General features: G+C 67.0%; 23 protein-coding genes. 13 read left to right on the top strand and 10 right to left on the bottom strand.

The window, feature by feature from the left end:
• Positions 1-6: 6 nt before the first annotated feature.
• Genes E0L29_RS04430 through E0L29_RS04400 form a run of 7 tightly spaced genes read left to right on the top strand, consistent with a single transcriptional unit; the run spans position 7 to position 7,499 of the window.
• Positions 7-1,173: an 8-amino-7-oxononanoate synthase gene (locus tag E0L29_RS04430; RefSeq protein WP_131355282.1), complete on the top strand. Its 1,167-nt coding sequence runs from the start codon at positions 7-9 to the stop codon at positions 1,171-1,173.
• Positions 1,170-1,853: a pimeloyl-ACP methyl esterase BioG family protein gene (locus tag E0L29_RS04425; protein WP_131355279.1), complete on the top strand. Its 684-nt coding sequence runs from the start codon at positions 1,170-1,172 to the stop codon at positions 1,851-1,853. The genes E0L29_RS04430 and E0L29_RS04425 overlap by 4 nt, the downstream gene beginning before the upstream one ends.
• Positions 1,841-2,632 carry a malonyl-ACP O-methyltransferase BioC gene (bioC, locus tag E0L29_RS04420; protein WP_131355276.1) on the top strand — a complete coding sequence of 264 codons (792 nt, stop codon included), beginning with the start codon at positions 1,841-1,843 and terminating at the stop codon, positions 2,630-2,632. Before E0L29_RS04425 ends, bioC begins: the two co-directional genes overlap by 13 nt.
• Complete coding sequence (gene bioD, locus E0L29_RS04415; protein WP_131355273.1) at positions 2,629-3,336, top strand: dethiobiotin synthase; 708 nt, start codon at positions 2,629-2,631, stop codon at positions 3,334-3,336. Before bioC ends, bioD begins: the two co-directional genes overlap by 4 nt.
• Positions 3,336-4,616: an adenosylmethionine--8-amino-7-oxononanoate transaminase gene (bioA, locus tag E0L29_RS04410; protein ID WP_131355270.1), complete on the top strand. Its 1,281-nt coding sequence runs from the start codon at positions 3,336-3,338 to the stop codon at positions 4,614-4,616. Before bioD ends, bioA begins: the two co-directional genes overlap by 1 nt.
• Positions 4,613-6,295, top strand: a complete 1,683-nt coding sequence (locus E0L29_RS04405; RefSeq protein WP_131355268.1) for an AMP-binding protein — start codon at positions 4,613-4,615, stop codon at positions 6,293-6,295. Before bioA ends, E0L29_RS04405 begins: the two co-directional genes overlap by 4 nt.
• The gene (locus tag E0L29_RS04400; RefSeq protein WP_131355265.1) at positions 6,288-7,499 is read left to right on the top strand and encodes a class I SAM-dependent methyltransferase; all 1,212 of its coding nucleotides are present in this window, start codon (positions 6,288-6,290) and stop codon (positions 7,497-7,499) included. Before E0L29_RS04405 ends, E0L29_RS04400 begins: the two co-directional genes overlap by 8 nt.
• Here E0L29_RS04400 and E0L29_RS04395 read toward each other — a convergent pair.
• Positions 7,474-8,412: a Ppx/GppA phosphatase family protein gene (locus tag E0L29_RS04395; protein WP_131355262.1), complete on the bottom strand. Its 939-nt coding sequence runs from the start codon at positions 8,410-8,412 to the stop codon at positions 7,474-7,476. The two genes, E0L29_RS04400 and E0L29_RS04395, sit on opposite strands and share 26 nt — an antisense overlap.
• Positions 8,413-8,426: 14 nt before the next feature.
• Positions 8,427-9,302, bottom strand: a complete 876-nt coding sequence (gene prmA, locus E0L29_RS04390) for a 50S ribosomal protein L11 methyltransferase (protein WP_131355784.1) — start codon at positions 9,300-9,302, stop codon at positions 8,427-8,429.
• 156 nt (positions 9,303-9,458) lie between these two features.
• On the opposite strand from prmA, the gene lysC reads away from it, so the two are divergent.
• From lysC to E0L29_RS04370, 4 genes are read left to right on the top strand one after another with little or no spacing between them, the layout of a single operon-like run.
• A complete protein-coding gene (gene lysC / locus E0L29_RS04385) occupies positions 9,459-10,874 on the top strand; it encodes a lysine-sensitive aspartokinase 3 (RefSeq protein ID WP_131355259.1) in 1,416 nt (471 codons plus the stop codon).
• A 23-nt stretch (positions 10,875-10,897) separates the two neighbouring features.
• Entirely contained in the window at positions 10,898-11,887 is a 990-nt protein-coding gene (gene purM / locus E0L29_RS04380; RefSeq protein ID WP_131355256.1) for a phosphoribosylformylglycinamidine cyclo-ligase, read from the top strand.
• Positions 11,888-11,939: 52 nt separating this feature from the next.
• Entirely contained in the window at positions 11,940-12,638 is a 699-nt protein-coding gene (plsY, locus tag E0L29_RS04375; RefSeq protein WP_131355253.1) for a glycerol-3-phosphate 1-O-acyltransferase PlsY, read from the top strand.
• A 16-nt stretch (positions 12,639-12,654) separates the two neighbouring features.
• Positions 12,655-13,656 (top strand): NAD(P)H-dependent glycerol-3-phosphate dehydrogenase, encoded by a 1,002-nt coding sequence (locus E0L29_RS04370; RefSeq protein ID WP_131355250.1) that lies wholly within the window; start codon positions 12,655-12,657, stop codon positions 13,654-13,656.
• Between the two features lie 65 nt (positions 13,657-13,721).
• Here the strand turns inward: E0L29_RS04370 and E0L29_RS04365 are convergent, their stop codons facing one another.
• Genes E0L29_RS04365 through E0L29_RS04355 form a run of 3 tightly spaced genes read right to left on the bottom strand, consistent with a single transcriptional unit; the run spans position 13,722 to position 16,674 of the window.
• Complete coding sequence (locus tag E0L29_RS04365; protein ID WP_131355247.1) at positions 13,722-14,222, bottom strand: histidine phosphatase family protein; 501 nt, start codon at positions 14,220-14,222, stop codon at positions 13,722-13,724.
• Positions 14,219-15,352 (bottom strand): glycoside hydrolase family 3 protein, encoded by a 1,134-nt coding sequence (locus E0L29_RS04360; RefSeq protein ID WP_131355243.1) that lies wholly within the window; start codon positions 15,350-15,352, stop codon positions 14,219-14,221. Before E0L29_RS04360 ends, E0L29_RS04365 begins: the two co-directional genes overlap by 4 nt.
• Positions 15,349-16,674 (bottom strand): AAA family ATPase, encoded by a 1,326-nt coding sequence (locus E0L29_RS04355; RefSeq protein WP_131355240.1) that lies wholly within the window; start codon positions 16,672-16,674, stop codon positions 15,349-15,351. Before E0L29_RS04355 ends, E0L29_RS04360 begins: the two co-directional genes overlap by 4 nt.
• Before the next feature lie 134 nt (positions 16,675-16,808).
• Here E0L29_RS04355 and kdsA point away from each other — a divergent pair, with 134 nt between their 5' ends.
• Together kdsA and E0L29_RS04345 are read left to right on the top strand one after the other, a co-directional pair.
• Positions 16,809-17,639: a 3-deoxy-8-phosphooctulonate synthase gene (gene kdsA / locus E0L29_RS04350; RefSeq protein WP_131355237.1), complete on the top strand. Its 831-nt coding sequence runs from the start codon at positions 16,809-16,811 to the stop codon at positions 17,637-17,639.
• A gap of 36 nt (positions 17,640-17,675) precedes the next feature.
• The gene (locus E0L29_RS04345) at positions 17,676-18,227 is read left to right on the top strand and encodes a 3-deoxy-D-manno-octulosonate 8-phosphate phosphatase (RefSeq protein WP_131355778.1); all 552 of its coding nucleotides are present in this window, start codon (positions 17,676-17,678) and stop codon (positions 18,225-18,227) included.
• Here E0L29_RS04345 and E0L29_RS04340 read toward each other — a convergent pair.
• From E0L29_RS04340 to ruvX, 5 genes are all read right to left on the bottom strand, one after another.
• Positions 18,210-19,718, bottom strand: coding sequence for a hypothetical protein (locus tag E0L29_RS04340; RefSeq protein WP_347564577.1), 1,509 nt, complete (start codon positions 19,716-19,718; stop codon positions 18,210-18,212). The two genes, E0L29_RS04345 and E0L29_RS04340, sit on opposite strands and share 18 nt — an antisense overlap.
• 8 nt (positions 19,719-19,726) lie before the next feature.
• Positions 19,727-20,584 (bottom strand): NAD(+)/NADH kinase, encoded by an 858-nt coding sequence (locus E0L29_RS04335; protein ID WP_131355233.1) that lies wholly within the window; start codon positions 20,582-20,584, stop codon positions 19,727-19,729.
• A complete protein-coding gene (locus E0L29_RS04330) occupies positions 20,581-21,450 on the bottom strand; it encodes a prephenate dehydrogenase/arogenate dehydrogenase family protein (RefSeq protein WP_131355230.1) in 870 nt (289 codons plus the stop codon). Before E0L29_RS04330 ends, E0L29_RS04335 begins: the two co-directional genes overlap by 4 nt.
• A complete protein-coding gene (pyrE, locus tag E0L29_RS04325) occupies positions 21,447-22,022 on the bottom strand; it encodes an orotate phosphoribosyltransferase (protein ID WP_131355227.1) in 576 nt (191 codons plus the stop codon). Before pyrE ends, E0L29_RS04330 begins: the two co-directional genes overlap by 4 nt.
• A gap of 123 nt (positions 22,023-22,145) precedes the next feature.
• Entirely contained in the window at positions 22,146-22,571 is a 426-nt protein-coding gene (gene ruvX / locus E0L29_RS04320) for a Holliday junction resolvase RuvX (RefSeq protein ID WP_131355224.1), read from the bottom strand.
• Positions 22,572-22,582: the final 11 nt, after the last annotated feature.

Genomic DNA, 22,582 nt, shown 5'->3' with positions numbered 1-22,582 from the left:
CGGCCGATGCAGTTGCGTGAACGGCTCGAAGAGGAGCTCAGGGGGCTCGGCCGGCGCGACCGTCAGCGCGTTGTGCCGGAGATCGCCGGCCGTGACGGCCGCCATATCGTGATCGGCCGGGAGCGGCTCCTGAACCTCTCCTCGAACGACTACCTGGGGCTCGGCGACGACCTGGAGCTCAGGCGGGAGTACCTCGAAGGGTGCATGGAGACGCTCCCCCCGATGGGAAGTTCCTCCTCCCGCCTCCTCACCGGAAGCCACCCGCTCTACCTGGAGCTGGAGCGCGAGCTTTCGGGCCTCTACCGGCGTGATGCCGCCCTTGTCTTCAACAGCGGCTACCATGCCAACACCGGGATCCTGCCCGCCCTTGCCGGCCGGCGTGACCTCGTGCTCTCCGACCGGCTCAACCATGCCAGCATCATCGACGGCATGCGCATCGCCGACGCCCGCTGGGAGCGCTACCGCCACTCTGACTGCGATCATCTCGAGGAGCTGCTCGAGCGCGGCCGCGGCCGATACCGCCAGATCTTCATCGTCTCCGAATCCGTCTTCAGCATGGACGGCGACCTTGCCGACCTCCGGCGCCTGGTGGAGCTGAAAAAGCGGTACGACGCCGTGCTCATCCTCGATGAGGCCCACGGTACCGGGGTGTTCGGCCGGCAGGGGCTCGGCCTCGCCGAGCGCGAGGGGCTCATGGGGGATGTCGACATCATTGTCGGCACCTTCGGCAAGGCGCTCGCCTCGGCCGGAGCCTATGCAGTCATGGACGGGGTGGTCCGCGACTGGCTCGTCAACACCATGCGCACCTTCATCTTCACGACAGCCCTTCCCCCCGTCACGCTCGGCTGGAGCCTCCTCACCCTCCGCCGCCAGGCCGGGATGCAGGCCGAGCGAACGGCGTTGCTGGAGCTGGCCTCGACCTTACGGCGAGAACTCGGTGAGGCGGGGTTCGAGACGGCGGGCGAAAGCCACATCGTGCCGGTCATGGCCGGCGAGGACTCGAGGGCGATGGCCATGGCGGCACGGGCGAGGTCGGCCGGGTTCCTTGCCCTGCCGGTCCGTCCGCCGACCGTGCCGGAAGGCCGTTCGAGGCTGCGCGTCTCGCTGCGCTCCATCCTCCGCCGGGAGGACATCGCCGGACTTCCGGCCTGCCTCGGGGAGGTGCGCCGATGAAACACCGGTGGCTTCGCCGCGAGGGCAGCTCCGGGCTGCTGCTCTTCTTCAGCGGCTGGGGGACGGACGGCTGCCATGCCGCGCGCATATTGGAGCACTCCATCCCGGACGGGTTCCGCGGCGACATGCTCGCATGCTACGATTACCGGACCCTCGAACTGGACCCCGACCTCTCCCCGGCGCTCGCTTCCTACCGCCGCATACGGCTTGTCGCCTGGTCGTTCGGGGTCTGGGCCGCAACGAGGGTGAGCCTCCCCCCGATCGAGTCGGCCGTCGCCGTGAACGGCACCCTCTTTCCCATCGACCCCCTTCGGGGCATCGACCCCGCGATTTTCCGCTCGACGCTCGAGGGATACGGCGAGGAGGGACGCCGTCGCTTCGAGCGGCGGATGTGCGGCACGGCAGCGGTGCTCGCCGCCTACTCCGGGTGCCCCTCCTCGCGCACGACCGCCGACCAGAAGGAGGAACTCTCGCGGCTCGGCGCATGCTTCCATTCGCCCGGCGCAGCGCCGGAGTGGGAGTACGATCGGGCCGTCATCGGCGGCCGTGACGCCATCTTTCCCGCCGTACGCCAGCGGGCGGCATGGGGATCGACGCCCCTGACGGAGATTCCCGCCATGCCGCACTATCCGTTTTTCCACTGCAGGACCCTCAGGGAGGTGAGCGGATGGGCCGACTGACCGACAAGGCGCTCGTCTCGGAGCGCTTCCGCCGCAGCCTCGCTTCCTACGGACGGGAGGCCGTCGTGCAGCGTTCCATGGCCTCGGGTCTCGTTGCGATGCTCGCCCGCCACTCCACCGCGATCTGTTTCGAGCGGGTGCTGGAGGTCGGCGCGGGTTCGGGGATGCTGACGGAGCTGATGCTCGACGCCTTCAGCATCCGGAGCTACACGGCCAACGACCTCGTTGCCGAGAGCCGCGAGTGCCTCGAGGAGATCTTCCGGCGCCACTGCGGGGTGGCGTTCGATTTCCGGGGCGGGGACGCCGAATCGCTCGCCGGCCTGCCCGACCGGCTTGACCTCGTCGTCTCGAGCGCCACCCTGCAGTGGTTCGACGACCTCGGCCTGTTTTTCTCGAAGATGGATTCGCTCCTCGAGCCGGGATCGCTTTTCGCGTTCACCACCTTCGGCAACGGCACCATGCAGGAGATCGCAGCGCTCACCGGAGCCGGCCTCAGCTACCTGGAGCCGGAGGCCCTCGCCGATCTGGCCGAAAGGCATTTCGAGGTGCTGGAACTCTCCGGGGAGGAGATCTCCCTCTCCTTCAGCTCCCCCGAGGCGGTGCTCCGCCACATCGGCCGCACGGGTGTCAACGGGCTCAGCCGCGCGCCCTGGACGAAAGGAAGGCACCGGGAGTTCTCGGAGCGCTACGGCCGGCTCTACTCCTGCGAGGGCGGCGTGAGGCTCACCTACCGTCCGCTCTACTGCTGTCTCCGGAAAAAAACCGGGGGTGCGCCATGAGCGGGACCCTCACCGTCATTTCCGGCATCGGCACCGGCGTCGGCAAGAGCGTCGTCACCGGCCTGCTTGCCGCCGCCCTCCGCCGCGAGGGATGCCGGGCCATCACCCAGAAGGTCGTGCAGACCGGCTGCAGCGCGATGTCCGATGACATCCTCCGGCACCGCCGGCTGATGGGAACCGAGCCGGAGGATGCCGACCGCCAGGGGCTCACCTGTCCCTTCGTCTTTCCTTTCCCGGCCTCCCCCCACCTCTCGGCGCGCCTTGCCGGGAGCGTCTTCGAGCCGGAAGAGCTCGGCCGGGCCTCCACCGAGCTCCGCCGTCGCTATCCCGTCGTGCTCCTCGAGGGGGTCGGCGGCCTGCTCGTGCCGCTTTCTGAAGAGCTGCTCTTCATCGACCATGTGGCCGCCGAAGGCTACCCGCTCATCCTGGTGACCGGCCCCTGGCTCGGCAGCATCAACCACACCCTCCTCTCGCTCGAAGCCTGCCGGAGCCGCGGGATCCGGGTGCAGGGCCTGGTGTACAACCGTTTCGGCGAGACGGACCGCCGGATCGGCGACGACACCCTCGGTTTCCTCCGGGGCTACCTCCGCCGGACCGGTTCCGGGGCCGCCATTGTAGATCTTTGTGCGGAGGGGGGGCGGTTCGGTGCCGAAGATCTCCGCCTTCTCGGGCTCCCGGCCCGCAACCATTCAGCGCAGACGTGATGCAGGATCCCCGAGCCATAGACACCGACTTCGACCGCCTTCATCTCTGGCACCCCTATACCTCCATGCGGGATCCCCTGCCGGTCTATCCGGTCCGCGGCGCTTCGGGCGTCATGATCGAGCTCGAGGACGGCCGCCGTCTCGTCGACGGCATGTCGTCCTGGTGGGCGGCCATCCACGGCTACCGCCATCCTGAGCTCGACCGGGCCGTCCATGAGCAGCTCGGGCGGATGAGCCACGTGATGTTCGGCGGGCTGACCCACGAGCCGGCCGTCGAGCTCGGGCGGCTGCTCGTGCAGTCGACCCCTCCGGGTCTGGAGAGGGTCTTCTTCAGTGACTCGGGCTCCGTTTCCGTCGAGGTGGCGCTCAAGATGGCCGTGCAGTACTGGGAGGCCCTCGGCCGGACGCAGAAGAAGCGGATGCTCGCCCTCCGGGGCGCCTACCACGGCGACACCTTCGGCGCCATGTCGGTCTGCGATCCCGTGGGCGGGATGCACTCCCTCTTCCGGGGCGCCATGCAGGAGCAGCTCTTCGCAGAGCTCCCTTTGTGCCCGTTCGACGGGGAGTGCACGGAGGCGGTCATGGAGGATATCCGCACGAAACTCGAAGGGCACCATGAGGAGCTCGCCGCCCTTATCGTCGAGCCGGTGGTGCAGGGGGCCGGGGGGATGCGGTTCTACTCTCCGGATTGCCTGCGGAGGATGCGCGAGCTCTGCGACCGTTTCGGCGTGCTGCTCGTTTTCGACGAAATCGCCACCGGGTTCGGCCGCACGGGGCGTCTCTTCGCCCTCGAGCACGCCGGCGTCGAGCCGGACATCCTCTGCGTCGGAAAGGCGCTGACGGGCGGCTACATGACGCTTGCGGCAACACTCTCGACCGGAGCCGTTGCCGATACGATCTCCTCGGCCGATCCCGGGCTCTTCATGCACGGCCCCACCTTCATGGCCAACCCGCTCGCCTGCGCCGTCGGCCTGGCCAGCGTCCGGCTCCTGCGCTCCGGGCCCTGGCAGGAACGGGTGCGGCAGATCGAGGCGGGGCTCCGCCGCGGGCTCGAGCCCTGCCGGGAGATGGAGGGCGTGCGTGACGTCAGGGTGCTCGGCGCCATCGGCGTGGTCGAGCTCCACCGTCCGGTCGACATGGCCGCGATGCAGCGGGAGTTCGTCCGGCGCGGCGTCTGGGTCCGGCCCTTCGGCCGCCTGGTCTACCTCATGCCCCCCTTCATCATCGAAGAGGACGAGCTCGACCGGCTGACCCTGGCGGTGCGGGAGGTGGTGCGGTGAGTGCGCCCTTCTGGACGGAGCGCTACGACGCCGGCGTTCCGCACACGCTCCGGCCCTATCCCGAGGAGGGGCTCCCGGACGTTCTTCGCCGGGCCGCCCTCGAGGCCGGTGAGGCAACCGCCCTCTGGTTCAAGGGGCGGCGGATGACCTACGCCGAGCTGGAGCGCGAGAGCGAGGCGTTCGCGCGGGGGCTCTTGAAGCTCGGGATCCAAAAAGGCGGGCGCGTGGCCCTGCTCCTGCCGAACTCTCCGCAGATGCTCATCGCGGAGTTCGGCATCTGGAAGGCCGGCGCCGTTGCCGTGCCGATGAACCCCCTCTACAGCGAAGCCGAGCTCGAGCACGCCTTCGGGGAGTGCGGTGCCGCGGCGGCCGTCGTGCTGGCTCCGTTCTATGCGAAGGTCGCGGCCCTCAGGGACCGCCGGCCGGAAGGGCCGCTGCGCCTCCTCATCCCGACCGGCATCGGCGAGTACCTGCCGCCCTTCAAACGCCTGCTTTTCACCTTGTTCAAAGAACGGCGGAGCGGGCACCGGGTCGTCGCTCTCTGTGACGATCCGACGTTCCGTTCGGTGCTGGAGTCCGGCCGCCGGGGCGGGGCGCTTCCTCCGCCGCCCGGGCCCCGGGATCCGGCGCTCTTCCTCTTTTCCGGCGGGACGACCGGCACCCCGAAGTGCGCCCTGAGCACCCATCAGGCGCTGGTGGTCTCCGGCAGCCAGATCGTCGCCTGGTTCAGCGTCATCCTCTCCGGCGCCGCCGACCCCATCATGCTCAACATGCCGCTCTTCCATGTCTACGCCCAGGCGGGCATCATGCCGGCTTCGCTTTGCGGCCGCCATCCGATGGCGCTCGTGCCGAACCCGCGCGACCTCGACGACCTGCTCTCGGCCATCCGGGCCGTGCGACCCTCGGTCCTGCCGGGCGTGCCGACCCTCTTCACCTCGCTCATCGCCCACCCGAGGGTCCGGCGGGAGCGCGGCCTGCTCCGTTCGGTGAAGCTCAGCGTCTCCGGCGCCGCCCCGCTCATGCAGGAGACGAAGGAGCGTTTCGAGGCGCTGACGGGCGGGCGGATCGTCGATGCCTACAGCCTGACCGAGATGACGCTCGCCGGAACCTTCAGCCCCATTCTCGGCGAGTACAAGCCGGGCTCGGTCGGCGTGCCGCTGCCGGACGTGGAGGTGCGCATCGTCAGCGCCGAGGGCGGCATGGAGCCGCTCGGCCCGAACGAGGTGGGCGAGGTGCTCATGCGCGCCCCGCAGATGATGGAGGGTTACTGGGGGAAGCCCCGTGAGAGCGATGCGGCCTTCCGCGACGGCTGGCTGCTTACCGGGGATCTCGGTTACCAGGACGGGGACGGCTACCTCTTCATCGTCGACCGGAAGAAGGACGTCATCAAGCCGGGAGGGTTCCAGGTGTGGCCGCGTGAGGTCGAGGAGGTCGTCGCCCGCCATCCCGCAGTCCGCGAGGTCGGCGTCGCCGGCGTGCCTGATCCCCGCCAGGGGGAGGCCGTGAAAGCCTGGGTGGTGCTCGAGGAGGGCGCGGGGCTCGCACTGGAGGAGCTGAGGGCGCACTGCCGCAGGGAACTGGCGGCCTACAAGGTGCCGCGCTTCCTCGAGTGTGTCGCGTCGCTGCCGAAATCGCAGGTGGGCAAGGTGCTCCGCCGCCAGCTCCGCGGCGATGACTGAGTCCGAGCTGCTCCGGCTGCAGGAGCCCGGCGTTTTCGGGCTCATCGCCCGTCACGAGGGCGACGACCCGGCGGATTTTGCGATGCGAATGCACGGCCACGGCGAACTGCCGGTGCGTGCGATGGCCGAGCAGATCGCCTGCCGCCGCAAAGCCGCCCTGAAACTGCCCTCGATCTCCCACTCCCCCCTCATCTATACCTCCCGGGCCCTCGAGCAGGCCTCCGAAGAGCGGGCGGCGTCATACATGGCCTCCCTTCTCAGGGGTCGCCGGGTGATCGATCTTTCCGGAGGGCTCGGCGTCGACGCCGCTTTCCTTGCCGGCTCCTTCGAAGAGGTGGTGCACGCGGAGCGCGATCCGGTGCTCTCCGCCGTGGCCCGCCACAACATGCAGGTGCTCGGCCACGGCAACGTCCGGTGCCTCGGGGGCGACGGACCGGAGGTGCTTCGGGGCTACCCGGAAGGGTATTTCGACTGGATCTACCTCGATCCCGACCGGCGGGAAGGGGGGCGGCGCAGCGTCGGCCTCGAAACGGGTTCTCCCGATGTCCTGGCCCTGCAGGACGAGCTCCTGCGGAGGGCCCCCTCTGTCTGCGTGAAGGCTTCCCCCGCTCTCGAGACCTCAACCCTCCGCCAGCGCCTCCCCTCCCTCTCCTCGGTGAGGGTGCTCTCGGTCGACGGCCGGTGCCGCGCGACCCTCCTCGTCTTGCGGCGCGACCCGCCGCCGGAGGTCGAGCGCCTGGCGGTCTGCATCGACGGCGCAGAGTCGGGCGTGCGGTGTTTCGGCTGGCATGATACGGGGGAGCGGCGTGTTGCCGGCGGGGTGGCGGAGTGGCTGCTGGAGCCCGATCCGGCGATCCTGAGGGCGGGGCTCGAGGCGGTGGTGGCCGAGGAGTTCGGCCTCAGCTTCGTCAACCGGACGGTCGGCTACCTGACGGGGCCGGAACGGCCGGAGGGGTTCCCGGGGCGGGCGTTCCGGGTGGTGGAGGCCGCGTCGTACAACGACCGGTCGTTCAGGGAGTTCCTCAGGCGGCACGACATCCGGGGGGCATCCGTCCAGCGCCGCGACTTCCCGCTTTCGGCAGACGCACTGCGGGCACGCTACCGCCTCAAGGAGGACGACCGGCACTTCCTCTTCTTTACGCGCGACGCCGCCGGCCGGCCGCAGGTCGTCTTCGCCCTTACTCCTCCGCCCGGAGCTTCTTGAGCTCCTGCAGGGCGATGCCGTAACGGAGCCCCTGGCCGCTGACCTGGATCTCTCCGATGCCGAGGAGGCGCATCAGCTGGTGGACGATGAGGGCGCCCATGGTGATGACGTCGGCGCGGCCCTCCGGCACCCCCATCTGCAGGATCTCCTCCTGCGACGAGGCCTTCAGGCGCTCGAGGATGCGGCGGACATCCTCGTAGCCGAGCCGGTAGCCGTGTACCTTTTCGGGGTCGAACTCCCGCATCCCCTGCGCCAGCTGGGCGAGGGTCGTGAGCGTGCCTGCTACGCCGAAGACCTTTTCGCGGGCCTCGAAAAACGGCAGGACGCCACCGGTCAGCACCCGGTTGACCTCCTGGCGGGCACGGGCGAACTCCTCCTGGGAGGGCGGCAGGGCGGAGAAAAAGCGCTCCGTGAGCCTGACCGAGCCGATGTCCATGCTGACGCTTTTCGAGACTCCGTCGACCGATCCCATCGAGAGTTCCGTGCTGCCCCCGCCGATGTCGACCACGGTGAAGGTCTCGGGAATGTCGCGCATGCCGGTGACCGCCCCGAAAAAGGTCAGCTCCGCCTCCTCCTCCCCGGAAATGCAGCGGATGACGATGCCGGTGGAACGGACGGTCTCGCTGGTGACCTCCATGCGGTTCTTCGCGTCGCGCAGCGCGCTGGTGCCGACGGCGATGACGCTCTCGGCCTTGTGCTCGGCCGAGAGGGCGCTGTAGTCGCGAAGGCAGGAGATGAGCCGCTGGCGGGCTTCCGGGTCGATGATCTTCATCTCGTCGACATGCTCGCCGAGCCGGATGATGGTCTGTTTGTGGAAGACGGGCTCCACCGTGCCCTCCTCCGGGTCGAGGTCGGCGATGAGCAGGAGGGCGGTGTTGGTTCCTATATCGATGCAGGATATGCGTTCAGTCATGATCCCGAAGGTGTTTAATGGGGTTGATTGCCGGGGGTGCGGACGAGGCAGGAGAGCCATTCGTCTTCGTAGATGGTCCGCACGGCCTCGCAGTCGAGCCGCTTGAGCAGCTTTTTCAGCCAGGGCTCGTCGTAGACGAGGATGCCGGAGAGCAGGACCGTCGCACCCCCTGCGTTGGCGCTGATGACCGGAAGGATCCGGTCGATCACGTTCTTGTTGATGTTGGCGAGGATGAGCGTGTAGCCCTCCCTCAGGTGCATGGCCAGGTCCTCCTCGGCGTCGAGCAGCTCGATGCGGATGTCGGCCGCTTCGTTCTCCTCGATATTCTCCACGGCGTTCTCCGCCGCCCAGGCGTTGTTGTCGAAGGCCAGGATGGGCAGGGTGTTGCCGAGCTTGCGGGCTGCGATGGCCAGGACCCCGGTGCCGGTGCCGATGTCCATGATCTTTTCGTTCTCAAGCCGCATATCCTCCATCTGGCGGAGCATCAGGCGGGTGGTGGCGTGGTAGCCGGTCCCGAAGGACATCTTCGGGTTGATTTCGATGGCGATCTGGCCGGGCCTGGGCTCCCGTACGCCTTTTTTCTGCACGATGAGGAAGCGGTCGGAGATCTCGATGGGCTGCAGGTGGGCCTCCCACTCCGCGTTCCAGTTCCGGTCGGCCATGAACTCCGTGCGGAGCGGGGGGGCTCCGCCGGGAAGGGCCTCGAGCGCACGGCTCACGGCGGCGAGCTTCTCCTCCGTCCACTCGGCTTCCGGTACGTAGGCCAGGAGCTTCGCGTCCTCCTCCTGGAAGTAGCCGATGCCCTCCATCATGAGCAGGGCGACGGCCAGCTCGTGCTGTTCGGCGGGGATGGGTATCGAGAGCTCGATATGGTGGTGCGTGCCCGGCATGTTTGCGTGTGTCATGTTGGCCTGTGCCCGTCAGTTCTGGGGTTGTTCGTTTCGGTGGATCCAATATAAGACTTTCTCTCCTCAAAGGTGTTTTTCTCATTTTTAAGCTATATTTGCCGAGGAACGGCAACCGCAAAACATTCCAAGAGATTTCCTATGGCTGTGATGAAATTCGGCGGCACCTCGGTCGGGACCGCCCGGGCCATGCAGCAGGCCATTTCGATCGTTGTCCGCCAGGCGGGCGAGGGGGCGCCGCTCGTGGTGCTGAGCGCCTGCAGCGGGATTACCAATACCTTACTGAAGATCGCCGACGCTTCCGGCCGGGGCTCCCTCGAGGAGGCTCTTGAGCTGGTCGGGGAGGTGCGCCGCCATCATCTCGGGCTCGTCGGGGAGCTGGTTCCCGAAGGTGCCGGCCGCGAGGCGGTCACCCTCCGGATCGAGGAGCTGCTCGGACGGCTCGAGCTGCTCGTCAAGGGCGTCGAGATCGTCGGTGAGCTCACCGAGCGCTCCCGCGACATGTTCTGCTCGTTCGGCGAACTGCTCTCGACGACCGTCTTCGCCGCCGCCATGCAGGCCCTCGGCCACCGGGCGGAGTGGGTCGACGTGCGCAAGGTCATGATCACCGACGAGCGTTTCGGCTTCGCCCGCCCCGTCATCAGCCGCTGCAAGGCCAATACCGACGCCGTCATCCGCCCCCTCCTCGAGGCGGGCACGACCGTCGTCACCCAGGGCTACATCGGGGCCACCGAGGACGGCCGGACCACCACGCTCGGCCGCGGCGGCTCGGACCTCTCGGCGGCCCTTTTCGGCGCCTGGCTCCACAGCTCGCAGATACAGATCTGGACCGACGTCGACGGCGTCATGACCTGCGATCCGCGGGTCGTGCCGGATGCGCGCAGCATCCGGGTGATGACCTTCTCGGAGGCGGCCGAGCTCGCCTATCTCGGCGCGAAGGTGCTCCATCCCGACACCATCGCACCGGCCGTGGAGAAGAACATCCCCGTCCTGGTGCTCAACACCTGGCACCCCGACGCCAAGGGCACCCTCATCACCAACGATCCGGAGCGGCTCTCGGGGATGAGCTACGGCGGACTCGTCAAGTCGATCGCCGTGAAGAAGGGCCAGTCCATCATCAACGTCCGCTCCAACCGGATGCTCGGCCGGCCGGGATTCATGAACGAACTCTTCGACGTCTTCGCCCGCTACCGCCTCTCGGTCGAGATGATCTCGACGAGCGAGGTCTCCGTGTCGGTGACGGTCGAGGATGCTCCTTTCAGCGAGGAGCTGCTCGGTGAGCTCGGTGAGTTCGGCCAGGTGGACATCGAACACGGCGTGGCCACCGTCAGCGTGGTCGGCGACAACCTCCGCATGTCGAAAGGCGTCGCCGGAAGGATTTTCGGCGCGCTTGCCGGAGTGAATCTCCGCATGATCTCCCAGGGCGCCTCCGAGATCAACGTCGGCTTCGTCGTCGGCGAGCAGGATGTGCCGACCGCCGTCAACGGCCTCCACCGGGAGTTCTTCTCGGGTGAGGACGCCGCAGGTATTTTTGAGGTTCCCGCAGGGAAGCCCTGAACGAAACAAAACATCGCAGCGACATGGATTACAGGAAAGCAGGAGTCGACATCGGTGCCGGCGAGGAGTTCGTCCGCCTGATCAAGTCAAACGTCCGCCAGACCTTCACGCCGAGGGTCATGACCGATATCGGTGCTTTCGGCGGTTTTTTCGAGGCCGATTTCAAGGGGTATGAGCGGCCGGTGCTGGTCAGCAGCATCGACGGCGTCGGCACGAAACTGAAGATCGCCGTGGAGCTCGGCCGGTTCGACACCGTCGGCTCCTGCCTCGTCAACCACTGCGTCAACGACATCCTCGTCTGCGGCGCCAGGCCCCTCTTCTTCCTCGACTACTACGCCTGCGGCAAGCTCGTTCCCGAGGATGCCGCCTCGGTCGTTACCGGCATGGTCGAAGCCTGCCGCCAGAACGGCTGCGCGCTCATCGGCGGCGAAACCGCCGAGATGCCCGGCGTCTACCACGGCGACGACTTCGACCTGGCCGGCACGGTCGTCGGCGTGGTAGACCACCCGAAGATCGTCAACGGCAGCGCGATACAGGCCGGCGACGTCATGATCGGCCTTCCCTCCACCGGCCTCCATACCAACGGCTACTCCCTCGCCCGCAAAGTGTTCGAGGGCCGCATGCAGGAGCGCTTCGGGGAGCTCGACGGCACGGTCGGCGAGGAACTCCTCAAGGTCCACCGCTCGTACCTCCGCGTGATCGAGCCGTTCTTCGGCTCCCCCGACCTGCGCGGCCTCTCCCACATCACCGGCGGCGGCCTCATGGGCAACACCATGCGCATCGTGCCCGACGGCCTGCGCCTCGACGTGCAGTGGGATGCCTGGCCGGAGCTTCCGATCTTCGAGATCATCCGCCGGGAGGGGGATGTTCCGGAGGAGGATATGCGCCGGACCTTCAACCTCGGCATCGGCCTCGTCATGATCGTCAGCGAGGGGTCGGTCGGGCGGATCATGGCCGACTTGAAATCCCAGGGTGAAAATGCGTACATTATAGGTTCAGTGGCGACTGCCTGAGGCGCGGCCGGCCGCTGCAGCGTTTCTTCGGTAAGTAAATCCGTAAAGAGATATGACGACACTACTGGCTATTCTGGCGGTGAGCTACATCATCGGCTCCATTCCCACCAGCATCATGGCGGGACGCCTGCTTAGGGGAATCGACATCCGCCAGCACGGCAGCGGCAACGCCGGCGGCACCAACGCCTTCAGGGTGCTCGGCTGGAAGGCCGGCCTCTCGGTCACCCTCATCGACATCCTCAAGGGGGTCCTGGCGGCCGTCAGCGTGGTGGCCTTCTTCCGCATGCACCCGATCGGCGCCTATCCCGAGATGAACGAGGTCGCCCTTCGTCTGCTTGCCGGCCTGGCGGCCGTCGTCGGCCACGTCTTCACCGTCTTTGCCGGCTTCAAGGGCGGCAAGGGGGTCAGCACCGCCGCCGGCATGCTTATCGGCATCGCTCCGGTCACCATGCTCATCGTCATCGGCATCTTCCTGCTCACGGTCTGGCTCTCGCGCTACGTCTCGGTGGCCTCGATGCTCGCCGCCATCGCCTTTCCCCTCATCATCGCCATCCGCAAGTACGTTTTCGAGCTGGGCAGCGGCCTCGACTACTTCATCGACAAGCCGTTCTCCTTCCATGACAGCCTCGATTTCAACCTGATCATCTTCGGGCTCGTCATCGCCATGGCCATCCTCTACACCCACCGCGCGAACATCCGGCGCCTGATTTCGGGCACCGAGAACCGCATATCCTTCGGAAAGCGCTCCTGACGGGGGCGCGCTCGTGATGGATGTCGCCGTACTGGGTGCCGGAAGCTGGGGGACGACGCTCGCCGTCCTGCTTGCCCGAAAGGGGCACCGGGTGCGGCTCTGGGCACACCGTCCCGAGTTCGCCGCAACCCTCGCCAGGGAGCGGGAGAACGTCCGCTATCTCAAGGGGACCCCGTTTCCCGACCCGCTCCTGATCGAAGCCGATCTCGGCGCATGCGTCGGCCGGGCCCCGATGATCGTCACCGCCGTCCCTTCCCAGGCACTGCGCGAGACCGCCCGCGCCTTCAGCGGCGTTCCGCTTGACGGAAAGATCGTCGTCAACGTGGCCAAGGGAATCGAGGTCGGTACGGGAAAGCGGATGTCGGAGGTGCTGCTCGAGGAGCTCGGGGGGCTGGAACCGGGGCGTGTCGCAGCGCTCTACGGGCCGAGCCATGCCGAGGAGGTGGCGCAGGAGCAGCCCACGACGGTCGTGGCCTCATCCCCCTCGATGGAGACCGCCGAGGCGGTGCAGGAGGCGTTCCACACCAGCATGTTCCGGGTCTACGTCAACACCGACATCGTTGGCGTCGAGATCGCCGGTTCGGTCAAGAACATCATCGCCATCGCCGCCGGCATCTCCGACGGGATCGGGTTCGGCGACAACGCCAAGGCGGCCATCATCACCCGCGGCATGGCCGAGATCTCCCGCCTCGCCCTCCGGCTCGGGGGCGATCCGATGACCATTTCGGGGCTTTCGGGGATCGGCGACCTGGTGGTCACCTGCCTCAGCCGCCACAGCCGCAACCGCTTCGTCGGCCAGGAGATCGGCCGCGGCCGCACGCTCGACGACATCATCACCCATATGGACATGATCGCCGAAGGGGTCCTGAGTTCGAAGGCGGTCTATGAGCTCAGCCGGAAGCTCGATGTCGAGATGCCCATCACGCAGGCGGTCTACGAGATGCTTTTCGAGCGGAAGCCCGTCGAGCAGGCGATTCTCGACCTCATGACGCGCGAGCCGAAGCCCGAGCGCGACTGAGCCCTCTTTCCTGCGCAGTCCATTTCCTTCTGCACGTATTTCTTTCGTGCCCCCGTTGCGGAGGTTCAGTGTCCGTGCTTCTTTTCGGGGTGTTCATGCCACGCCCTCGTGCCCGAGCCTGGGGCGGCATCGCGCCACGCTGCGATCGGAAGGTCCAGGCGCACCACGCTGCAGGTCTCCATCGATTCGGCGCCCCTGCCGCCGAGCAGGCCGGCAAGCTCCGAGATGACCGGATTGTGGCCGAACAGCATCACGCTTTCCGCCTCGTCGGGCAGCTCCCTCAAGATTCCGAGCAGCTCCTGCGCTCCGCGTTCATAGATCTCCATGCGCCGCACGATCGAGAATGCGGGGATCTGCAGCACCCCGGCGAACGCTTCGGCGGTGGTGAGCGCCCGCACGGCGGGGCTTGAGACGATGAGGTCCGGCCGGCCGTCCCGCTCGAGGACGAGGCGCGCCATCGCGGGGGCGTCCTTCATGCCGCGATCGGTGAGGGTGCGCTCGAAATCCGAGGAGGCCTCTGCCCCCCAGCCTGCTTTTGCGTGTCGGACGAGGTAGAGAGTCTTCATCGTGAGGGTTCTGTTGCGGAAGTTTTCAGCGCCATGATGCGCCGGTAGGATTCGTCGATGCGGTCGGCCGGAATCGAGCCCTGCTCCACCATCCGGCGGATGAGTCGGGCGGCTTTTTCGGCGATCTTCGGGTCGTAGGCGGTGGTGTTGTTGGCGAAGACGAGGACGTCGACCCCCGCTTCGATCGCAAGCCGCAGGGCCTCTTCGAGGCCGTAGCTGTCGGCGATCGCCTTCATCTGCATGTCGTCGCTGAGTACCACCCCCCTGAAGCCGAGCTCACCGCGGAGCAGCCCCTGGAGGGTCGCGCGGGAGAGTGTGGCCGGATACTTCGGGTCGAGGCGGCGGTTGAAGACGTGTGCGGTCATGACGGCGCCGGGGTACCCTTCCCGGAAGAGCCGGCGGTAGGGTTCGAGTTCGATCTTCCGCCAGCTTTCCGACACGTCGGTGAAACCGAGGTGGCTGTCGGCCCTGGAGCTGCCGTGGCCGGGGAAATGCTTGAGGACGGGGACGATTCCCTCCGAATCGAACGCCCGGACGACGGCGGTGGCCTGGCGCCTGACGATTGCGGGATCGGCGGAGTAGCTGCGTTCGAGCTTTCCGATGACCGGGTTCAGGGGGTTGGTGTCGAGGTCGACGACCGGCGCGAGGTCCATGGTGATGCCTGCATCCCTCAGCGTCCGGGCTGTCGTGAGCGCCGCCTTCCGGGTGCTGTCGGCGTCATTGAGGAGTCCGAGGCTCCGGGCGCTCGGGCTCGGGGGGAACCCGCGGGCGGGCTTCAGCCGGGCTACCCGGCCCCCCTCCTGGTCGATGGCGATGAAGAGCGGCGTGTCGGAACGCTCCTGCAGGTCGCCGGAGAGCCGCCGGAGCTGCTCCGGCGAGGTGATGTTGCGGAGCGGGGTGCGGGAGGGCACGTCGTAGTCGAAGAGTACGACGCCGCCGATCTTCTGGTGTTTGATGGCGCGCCGGACGTCCGGCGCATCCTCGAGCGTTGTGCCCCTGAAGCCCACCATCAGCATCTGGCCGATCTTCAGGCGGAGGCTGTCGGGCTGCGAGGCCGCTTCGGCCGGGGCGGGCGGCTGCAGGGAGAGTGCCGCGGCCGCGAGCACGAAGGGGAGCGTTCGCCCCTTCATGCCGCCTTCGTCGCCCTGAAGGCCAGCTCGCCGTCCTGGAGGGTGATTGCGACGCTGTCGCCTTCCGAGACCTCTCCGGAGAGGATGAGCTCCGAGAGGCGGTTGGTGATCTTCCGCTGCATGACCCGCTTGAGGGGCCGGGCGCCGAAGGCCGGGTCGAATCCCGCTTCGGAGAGCATGCCGAGCGCCTCGTCGGTGATGGAGATCGTGATGTGCTGGCGCAGGGCGGTCCTTTGGATGTTTTCGAACTGGATCATGACGATCGATTTCAAATCCTCCCTCGTGAGCGGCCGGAAGAGGATCACCTCGTCGATGCGGTTGAGGAACTCCGGGCGCACCTGCTGCTTGAGCAGCGAGAAGAGCTGTTCCTTGAGGCTGTCGAGCACCTCCTCCTGCGGCTTGCCGTCGATCTTCTCCATCTCGGACTGGATCAGCTGGGCGCCGATGTTGCTCGTCATGATGATGATGGTGTTCTTGAAGTTCACCGTGTGGCCCTTGCTGTCGGTCAGGCGTCCGTCGTCGAGGATCTGGAGCAGGATGTTGAAGACGTCGGGGTGCGCTTTTTCGATCTCGTCGAGCAGCACGACCGAAAAGGGCTTGCGCCGGACGGCTTCGGTCAGCTGCCCGCCCTCCTCGTAGCCCACGTAGCCGGGAGGCGCTCCGACGAGTCGGCTGACGGTGTGCGACTCCATGTACTCGCTCATGTCGATGCGGATCATGGCTTCCTCGTCGTCGAAGAGGTAGTCGGCCAGGGTCCGGGCGAGCTCGGTCTTGCCGACGCCGGTGGGGCCGAGGAAGATGAAGGAGCCGATGGGGCGTTTCTCGTCGCCCATGCCGGCCCTCGATCGCTTGACGGCTTCGCTGACCGCCCGTACGGCGTCGTCCTGGCCGATCACCCGTTCATGCAGCTCGCTCTCGATATGAAGCAGTTTCTGGCGTTCCGACTGGAGCATCTTGCTGACCGGGATGCCGGTCCACTTCGCCACGATGGATGCGATGTCCTCGGCGTCGATCTCCTCCTTCATGATGAGCTCGCCCGACGACTGCTTCTCGTCGATCTTCTGGCGGTTGCTCTCGATCTCCTTCTCGATCTCCTTGATGCGGCCGTGGCGGATCTCGGCGACCTTGCCGTAGTCTCCCTGCCGTTCGTACTCCTCGGCCTCCACCTTGAGCTGCTCGATCTCTGACTTCAGCTCGCGGGAGCGGCCGATCAGCTCCTTCTCGCTGTCCCAGCGGGCCTTGATGCTCTGCTGTTCTTCCCTCAGGTCTGCCAGCTGCTTTTCGATCTCCTGCAGCCGCTGCTTCGTGTCGGTGATTCCCATGGTCGATGCGTTTGATTGCGGGCTCTAGAATAAGAGAATATTGTTGTAAATTTAACGCTTATGGCGGCACACTTACAATCGCCAAATGAACATCCGCCATCCGGCGCCACTCACTCATCTTAACCGCTCGTGTGATGCAATCGTTCTCCATCGGCAAGACGGCCGTTCCCGACCGGGAGGCTCCGCTTCTCATCGCCGGCCCCTGCGTCATAGAAAACCGCGCGATGGCCGTCGCCGTCGCCGAAGAGCTGCAGTCGATCGGCCGCGAGCTCGGCGTGGGATTCATCTTCAAGGGCTCCTACCGCAAGGCGAACCGCTCGTCGGGCAGTTCGTTCACCGGCATCGGCGACGAGGCCGCGCTCGAGGTGCTCCGCGAGATCGGCGACACCTACGGGATGCCGGTCCTCACCGACGTGCACGAGACCCGCGACGTCGAGCTTGCGGCACGATACGTCGACGTGCTCCAGATCCCCGCGTTCCTCTCTCGCCAGACCGAACTGCTCCAGGCGGCCGGCGACACCGGACTCGCGGTCAACATCAAGAAGGGGCAGTTCATGGCCCCGCAGGACATGGCGCTCGCCGCCGCCAAGGTCGCCGCGACCGGCAACCGCCGCATCATGCTGACGGAGCGCGGCTCCAGCTTCGGCTACAACAACCTCGTCGTGGACTTCCGCGGCGTCGTCAAGATGGCCGAGTCCGGCTGGCCGGTGATCTACGACGCCACCCACAGCCTGCAGCTGCCGGGCGCGGGCAACGGCGTCTCGGGCGGGGAGCGCCAGTACGTGGCCCCGATGGCCCGGGCCGCCGTCGCCGCCGGAGTCGACGGACTCTTCTTCGAAGTGCATCCCGATCCCGAACACGCCCTTTCCGACGCGGCGACCCAGTTGCCGCTCCAGGCTTTCCGGCCGCTCGTCCGCCAGCTGCTCGAGCTCTACCGCTGCGTGCAGCCGTTCCGTTCAACCTAAAATCCCACCGTCTTGTCAGGATTCCAGTATTTCGGGATGGAGCCTTCGCTCGCCGATCCCTCCTCGCGCATCACCGAGGCACTCAAGGCCACCCGCGCCCTCATTTTCCCCATCGACGGCGTGCTCAACGGCGGGCGCATCATCTTCGACTCCCGCGGTGAGGAGCTCTGCACCGTTTCCGTCCGCGACGCGGTGGCCATCCGCGAGGCGGTGCGCCAGGGCCTGCTCGTCTCGGTCTTTTCCGGGCGCCCGGCCGAAGGGTACCGCCCGTTCCTCGAAGGGCTCGGTGTTCGTGACATCCGGCTCGGCGGCGGGGAGTTCCTTGACGCATACGAGGCGTTCAGGGAGGGCAACGGCCTCGATGACGAGGCCTGCGCCTGCATCGGCGACGACGTCGGCGAGGTCTCGGTGCTCGAGCGGGTCGGCCTGCCCGTCACGCCGATCAACGGAGCCGACTGGCTGCGCAACCGCGTCGGCTACATCTCCGCCTTCGAGGGCGGCCGCGGCTGCGTGCGCGAGGTTGTCGAGATGATTCTCGGGGCCCGCGGGCTGTGGCCCTGGGTCGAGCCTTCAGCCGGGGAGGGGTGAGGAGTCTCCTTTCCTTGCGGCTGTTTCGGGGTTGAGCATCCCGGCCGTTTCGGCAAGCGAGAGCACCCCGACGATGTTGGTGCCGTGGTTGGGTTCGACGTGCACGTCCCCCAGGTAGAGCGAAGCGCCCCGTCCGCCTTCTTTCTCCGTTCCGAGCGCTGTTTCCAGCGCATCGATTTTCCCGAGCAGGCTGTAGGCCGCCGACTGCGGCGTCGAGCAGGACACCGGCGGGTTGGCGCTTCCGTGCAGGAAGTAGCCCGCCGGCAGTTCGTCCTCCTGCGGGTAGTCGTGCCAGTGCGTCATCGAGGCGCCGCTGGAGGCGAGGAGGCGGGGAAAGGGGGCTCCGGGGCTGACGGCCCGGATGATTGCGGCCGCGATGGTGTTGCCGAGCGCATGGGCGAGGATCGTCAGCGTGTCGAACGAGGGGCGCACCGCCGCGCCCTCCGCGGCCGCGGCCGGGGTACGGATGTAGGGCTTCCCGGCCCTGATGCCGATTTCGAGCAGGTCGCGCTCCGCTTCCACCCGGGTCTTCCGGCACCCTGATCGGGTGGTCAGCACCCGGACCGGCGGAACCTTCACCATGAACACCCTTCCCGCAGCCCGCACCGGGACCCTGAGCTCCCCGTCTGCCCATACCGGATCCATCCCTCCTTCGCTTCCCTTCTCCACGGGGGTTGCCGCTTCGGTGTGCACGGGAAGCTGGCGGGCGAAGAACCCGTAGCTCATGCCGCTGCGCCGGTCGAGGTAGCGCCGGACGATGCGCCGGTAGAAGGGGCTGCGGTACTCCAGGCCGTCGGTCGAGGTGTGGGTGAGGAGTACCGGGTTCTCCTCCCAGAGCCGGCCGCACTCCCGGAAATCCCGGGCCGCCTCGAGGAAGAAGGGGGAGGCGGTGTCGAGCGTCCCCTCCATGACTTCGAAATCCTCCGCCCTTGGCGGGACGACCTGCGCCGTCAGCTTCGGCACGAGCGTCCGGGCGACGTCCCGGGCGGTCGGCCGGGGAGTGTCGAAGACGGCCACCCCGCCGTTCATCGTGCAGACGGTCCAGGACCCTGCAGTCACGAAGATGAGGATGTGCACCATGTCGCGGGCGAGCCTCCCCACGACGGCGTCGAGCCGCTCCTGCGCGCCGGAGCTTCCCGCGAGCGGCGGCGGCTCGTCGTAGATCCCCACGATGATGTTGTTGTAGAGCGTTTCGACGCGGTTGATCGCCAGGAGCTCGTCTGCAAAGAGCCCGGGGGCGAGGACGACCGTTCCCGCCCTGATCCGCCCGTCGGGGCCCGCGGCCTCTTCCGGGTCCAGTACCCGGATGCCGAGCTCCAGGAATGCGCTTTCCAGCCCGCGGCAGAACTCCCTGAGGCGCGGGGAGAGGTTCGGTGCGGGATGGAAGAGGGGGCGGAGGCCGCGGCACATCTCCGGGACGGTGAGCGGCGTGCCGGCCGGTATCGGGAGCATGGCCTCAAGCGAGGCCGGGCTGATGGAGGGGGTCGGCACGGCGGGGGCTAGAGTCCCGGGTTGTGTTCGCGGCCCCAGAGCAGCTTGGTGCGCAGGACTTCGCAGTAGTCTCGTTTGTCGTTGGCCACCAGGTTGATGAGGCGGCTGGACTTCCTTACCCTCACCGATTCCATCGGCCGGAGCATCCGGCGCAGGTGGCCGTCGCAGTTGAGCGGGAACTCGCCGTCGGGAGCGTCGACCGAGATCTCGATCTCCTTGTCGTCGCTGATGACGATGGGCCGGACCGTCAGCATGTGCGGGCAGATCGGGGTGATGACGAAGACGCTCGATTTCGGGGCGATGACCGGGCCGCCGGCCGACATCGAGTAGGCCGTCGAGCCGGTCGAGGTGGCGATGATGATGCCGTCGGCCCGGTAGGAGCTGAGCAGCTCGCCGTCGAGCTTGATGACGAAGGCGGGGATCCTCGGGTAGGTTCCCTTTTCGATGACCACGTCGTTGAGGGCGAGGAACTGTTCGTCGGGAGCGGCTTCCGGCACCGAGGCCTCGAGCTGCGTGCGGGTGTGGATGGAGTAGGTTCCTTCGATCACCTGCCGGACGGCGTCGAACATCTCCTCCTGCGAGAACTCGGTGAGGAAGCCGAGGTACCCGACGTTGACGCCGATGACCGGCTTGGTGACCGAGTGCTGCGAGGTGAAGAGCAGGGTGCCGTCGCCGCCGAGCGAGATGAAGGCGTCGCACTGGGTGTTGAGCTCCTCGATGGGGGCCGAGAGCGGGCTTCCCATCCGCTCGGCCGAGAGGGTCTCGAAGATGTAGCCGATGCCCCGGTTGTCGAGCCACTCGGTGAGCATGCGGGCAAGCTCGAGCGCCCGGTCCCTGGAGACGTTGACGACGATCCCGAATTTCATTGGCGCTGCATCTCCTTCAGCTCCCCGTAGAGCCTGTTTGCTTCGTTGAATCGCGTTTCGAGCGTGTCGTGGCGCCCCTGGCGGAGCTCCCGCGAGAGTTCCATGAGCTCCTGCGAGAACCCTTCGAGCTCCTGCGAGATGTTTCCGCTGTTGGTTGCGATGATGTCTCGCCAGATTTCCCAGGGGCTTCCCGCCAGGCGGGTGAAGGAGGCGAACCCCGGGCCGGAATGGCGGAGCTCCCCGCCGGAGCGGGCCATGAGGAGCGTGGAGAGCAGCTGCGGGAGGTGGCTTACCTTCGCCACGACCCGGTCGTGCAGGCCGGGCTCCATCCGGGAGAGGCGGCATCCGGCATCCCGGAGCAGCGCCGTGAGGAGCCGCCCCCGTTCGGTTTCGAGTTCGCCTCGGCTGTCGCAGAGGATCATCGGCTGGTCCCGGAAGAGGTCGGCGGAGCTTTCGCGGAACCCCTGCTGCTCCTTGCCGGCCATCGGGTGCATGCCGATGAAGCGGACACCGAGCCGGCGGGCCTTCTCCGAGATGAGGCCTTTCGTGCTCGAGACGTCGGTGACGAGCGTCGTCGGGGGGGCCAGGCGGGCGATTTCGTCAAGCATCGAGATGTTGGCCTCGACCGGCGCGGCAAGCACCACGAGATCCGTACCGAAAAGTTCACGGCGATTTTCGCTGAAGCAGTCGAGGCCGAGGCGGAGGGCCTCCTCCCGGTCTGCGGGGCTGAATCCGGGATCGAAGCCGCTGAAGACGATAGGCAGCTCTCTTGAGGCCGCCGCGTTCTTCATGGCCCTGAGGAGCGACATGCCGATCAGGCCGAGCCCGATGAAGGCGATGCTTCCTATGGGCGCTTTTCCGCTCATGCCGCGGGACCTCCTGCGCTGGCACGGCTTCCGGGTGCTTCGATCGGCACCCCTTCATGGCAGAGCGGGCACTCCTCGGGCGCATAGCTCACCACCTCCATCGAGAGGACGGCGTACTGGTTCGCGTGCAGGCGGACTTTGCCGTTGCTGCGGTCGACAACGCAGGCGACGCCGACGGGAACGGCCCCTGCCGCTTCCACCTGCTCGATGACTTCGCGGACGGAACCGCCGGTCGTGATCACGTCCTCGACGACGAGGACCCGCTCCCCCTTCTCGAGCGAGAAGCCGCGGCGGATCGTCATTTTCCCCTCCTTGCGTTCTGCGAAGATGGTCTTCACCCCGAGCTGGCGGCCGACCTCGGTACCGACGACGATGCCGCCGATGGCCGGCGAGATGACCGTGTCGACGGCTTCCCCGCTGAAATGGCCGGCGATCTCTCCGCAGACCACCGTCAGGTGCTCGGGGTGCTGCAGCACTTTGGCGCACTGGAAGTAGGTGTTGCTGTGCCGTCCGGAAGTCAGTTTGAAATGCCCTTCGAGCAGGGCGCCGGTCTGTTTGAAGATCTCAAGCATCGAATTGCGGTTCAAGGGTGGTGTGGAGGTAAAAAAAAGGGCTCCCGAAAGGCCCTGGAGCCAGTAACGGTAAGATACAGATGCAGTTCCGAAATGCCAGCCTAAAAAAGCCGGCCTCCCGCTTCATCTTCCGCGCTCCTCGAGGAAGCGGGTGAGGAGCACGCAGGCGGCGGCGCTGTCGAGCCGGCCCTTCTGCTGTCGCGTCCTGCGGCTCTTTCCGGAGGCGGCAAGGATCCTCGAGGCCTCGCGCGACGAGCTCGACTCGTCGATCCGCTCCACCGGGACCATCGGGAACTCCTTTTTGAGCTCGAGGACGAACCGGTCGACGACCTCCGTCATGGCGTTTCCGCTTCCGTCCTGGCTGACGGGGCTGCCGACGACGATGCATTCGACCTGTTCGCCGCCGAGGAGCGAGCGGAGTTTCAGTGAAAGCTCCTCGCGCCCGAACGTCCCGACCGGGCTGGCGAAGAGCTGCAGCGGGTCGGTCACGGCCATGCCGATGCGTTTCGTTCCGTAGTCGATTCCGACGATGCGTCCTTTCAGCTTCATCTCTGCTTCAA

Source organism: Chlorobium sp. N1, from assembly GCF_004332115.1.
Classification (GTDB): Bacteria; Bacteroidota; Chlorobiia; order Chlorobiales; family Chlorobiaceae; genus Chlorobium.
Note: the sequence above shows the minus strand (reverse complement) of the source record. Positions and strands in the feature narration are given on the sequence as shown.

What these genes read in the sequence shown, in the direction of transcription:
- E0L29_RS04430 (WP_131355282.1), top strand. Translation starts at nt 7, where the DNA reads ATGCAGTTGCGTGAACGGCTCGAAGAGGAGCTCAGGGGGCTCGGCCGG.
- E0L29_RS04425 (WP_131355279.1), top strand. Translation starts at nt 1,170, where the DNA reads ATGAAACACCGGTGGCTTCGCCGCGAGGGCAGCTCCGGGCTGCTGCTC.
- bioC (WP_131355276.1), top strand. Translation starts at nt 1,841, where the DNA reads ATGGGCCGACTGACCGACAAGGCGCTCGTCTCGGAGCGCTTCCGCCGC.
- bioD (WP_131355273.1), top strand. Translation starts at nt 2,629, where the DNA reads ATGAGCGGGACCCTCACCGTCATTTCCGGCATCGGCACCGGCGTCGGC.
- bioA (WP_131355270.1), top strand. Translation starts at nt 3,336, where the DNA reads ATGCAGGATCCCCGAGCCATAGACACCGACTTCGACCGCCTTCATCTC.
- E0L29_RS04400 (WP_131355265.1), top strand. Translation starts at nt 6,288, where the DNA reads ATGACTGAGTCCGAGCTGCTCCGGCTGCAGGAGCCCGGCGTTTTCGGG.
- E0L29_RS04395 (WP_131355262.1), bottom strand. Translation starts at nt 8,412, where the DNA reads ATGACTGAACGCATATCCTGCATCGATATAGGAACCAACACCGCCCTC.
- prmA (WP_131355784.1), bottom strand. Translation starts at nt 9,302, where the DNA reads ATGCCGGGCACGCACCACCATATCGAGCTCTCGATACCCATCCCCGCC.
- lysC (WP_131355259.1), top strand. Translation starts at nt 9,459, where the DNA reads ATGGCTGTGATGAAATTCGGCGGCACCTCGGTCGGGACCGCCCGGGCC.
- purM (WP_131355256.1), top strand. Translation starts at nt 10,898, where the DNA reads ATGGATTACAGGAAAGCAGGAGTCGACATCGGTGCCGGCGAGGAGTTC.
- plsY (WP_131355253.1), top strand. Translation starts at nt 11,940, where the DNA reads ATGACGACACTACTGGCTATTCTGGCGGTGAGCTACATCATCGGCTCC.
- E0L29_RS04370 (WP_131355250.1), top strand. Translation starts at nt 12,655, where the DNA reads ATGGATGTCGCCGTACTGGGTGCCGGAAGCTGGGGGACGACGCTCGCC.
- E0L29_RS04365 (WP_131355247.1), bottom strand. Translation starts at nt 14,222, where the DNA reads ATGAAGACTCTCTACCTCGTCCGACACGCAAAAGCAGGCTGGGGGGCA.
- E0L29_RS04360 (WP_131355243.1), bottom strand. Translation starts at nt 15,352, where the DNA reads ATGAAGGGGCGAACGCTCCCCTTCGTGCTCGCGGCCGCGGCACTCTCC.
- E0L29_RS04355 (WP_131355240.1), bottom strand. Translation starts at nt 16,674, where the DNA reads ATGGGAATCACCGACACGAAGCAGCGGCTGCAGGAGATCGAAAAGCAG.
- kdsA (WP_131355237.1), top strand. Translation starts at nt 16,809, where the DNA reads ATGCAATCGTTCTCCATCGGCAAGACGGCCGTTCCCGACCGGGAGGCT.
- E0L29_RS04345 (WP_131355778.1), top strand. Translation starts at nt 17,676, where the DNA reads ATGGAGCCTTCGCTCGCCGATCCCTCCTCGCGCATCACCGAGGCACTC.
- E0L29_RS04335 (WP_131355233.1), bottom strand. Translation starts at nt 20,584, where the DNA reads ATGAAATTCGGGATCGTCGTCAACGTCTCCAGGGACCGGGCGCTCGAG.
- E0L29_RS04330 (WP_131355230.1), bottom strand. Translation starts at nt 21,450, where the DNA reads ATGAGCGGAAAAGCGCCCATAGGAAGCATCGCCTTCATCGGGCTCGGC.
- pyrE (WP_131355227.1), bottom strand. Translation starts at nt 22,022, where the DNA reads ATGCTTGAGATCTTCAAACAGACCGGCGCCCTGCTCGAAGGGCATTTC.
- ruvX (WP_131355224.1), bottom strand. Translation starts at nt 22,571, where the DNA reads ATGAAGCTGAAAGGACGCATCGTCGGAATCGACTACGGAACGAAACGC.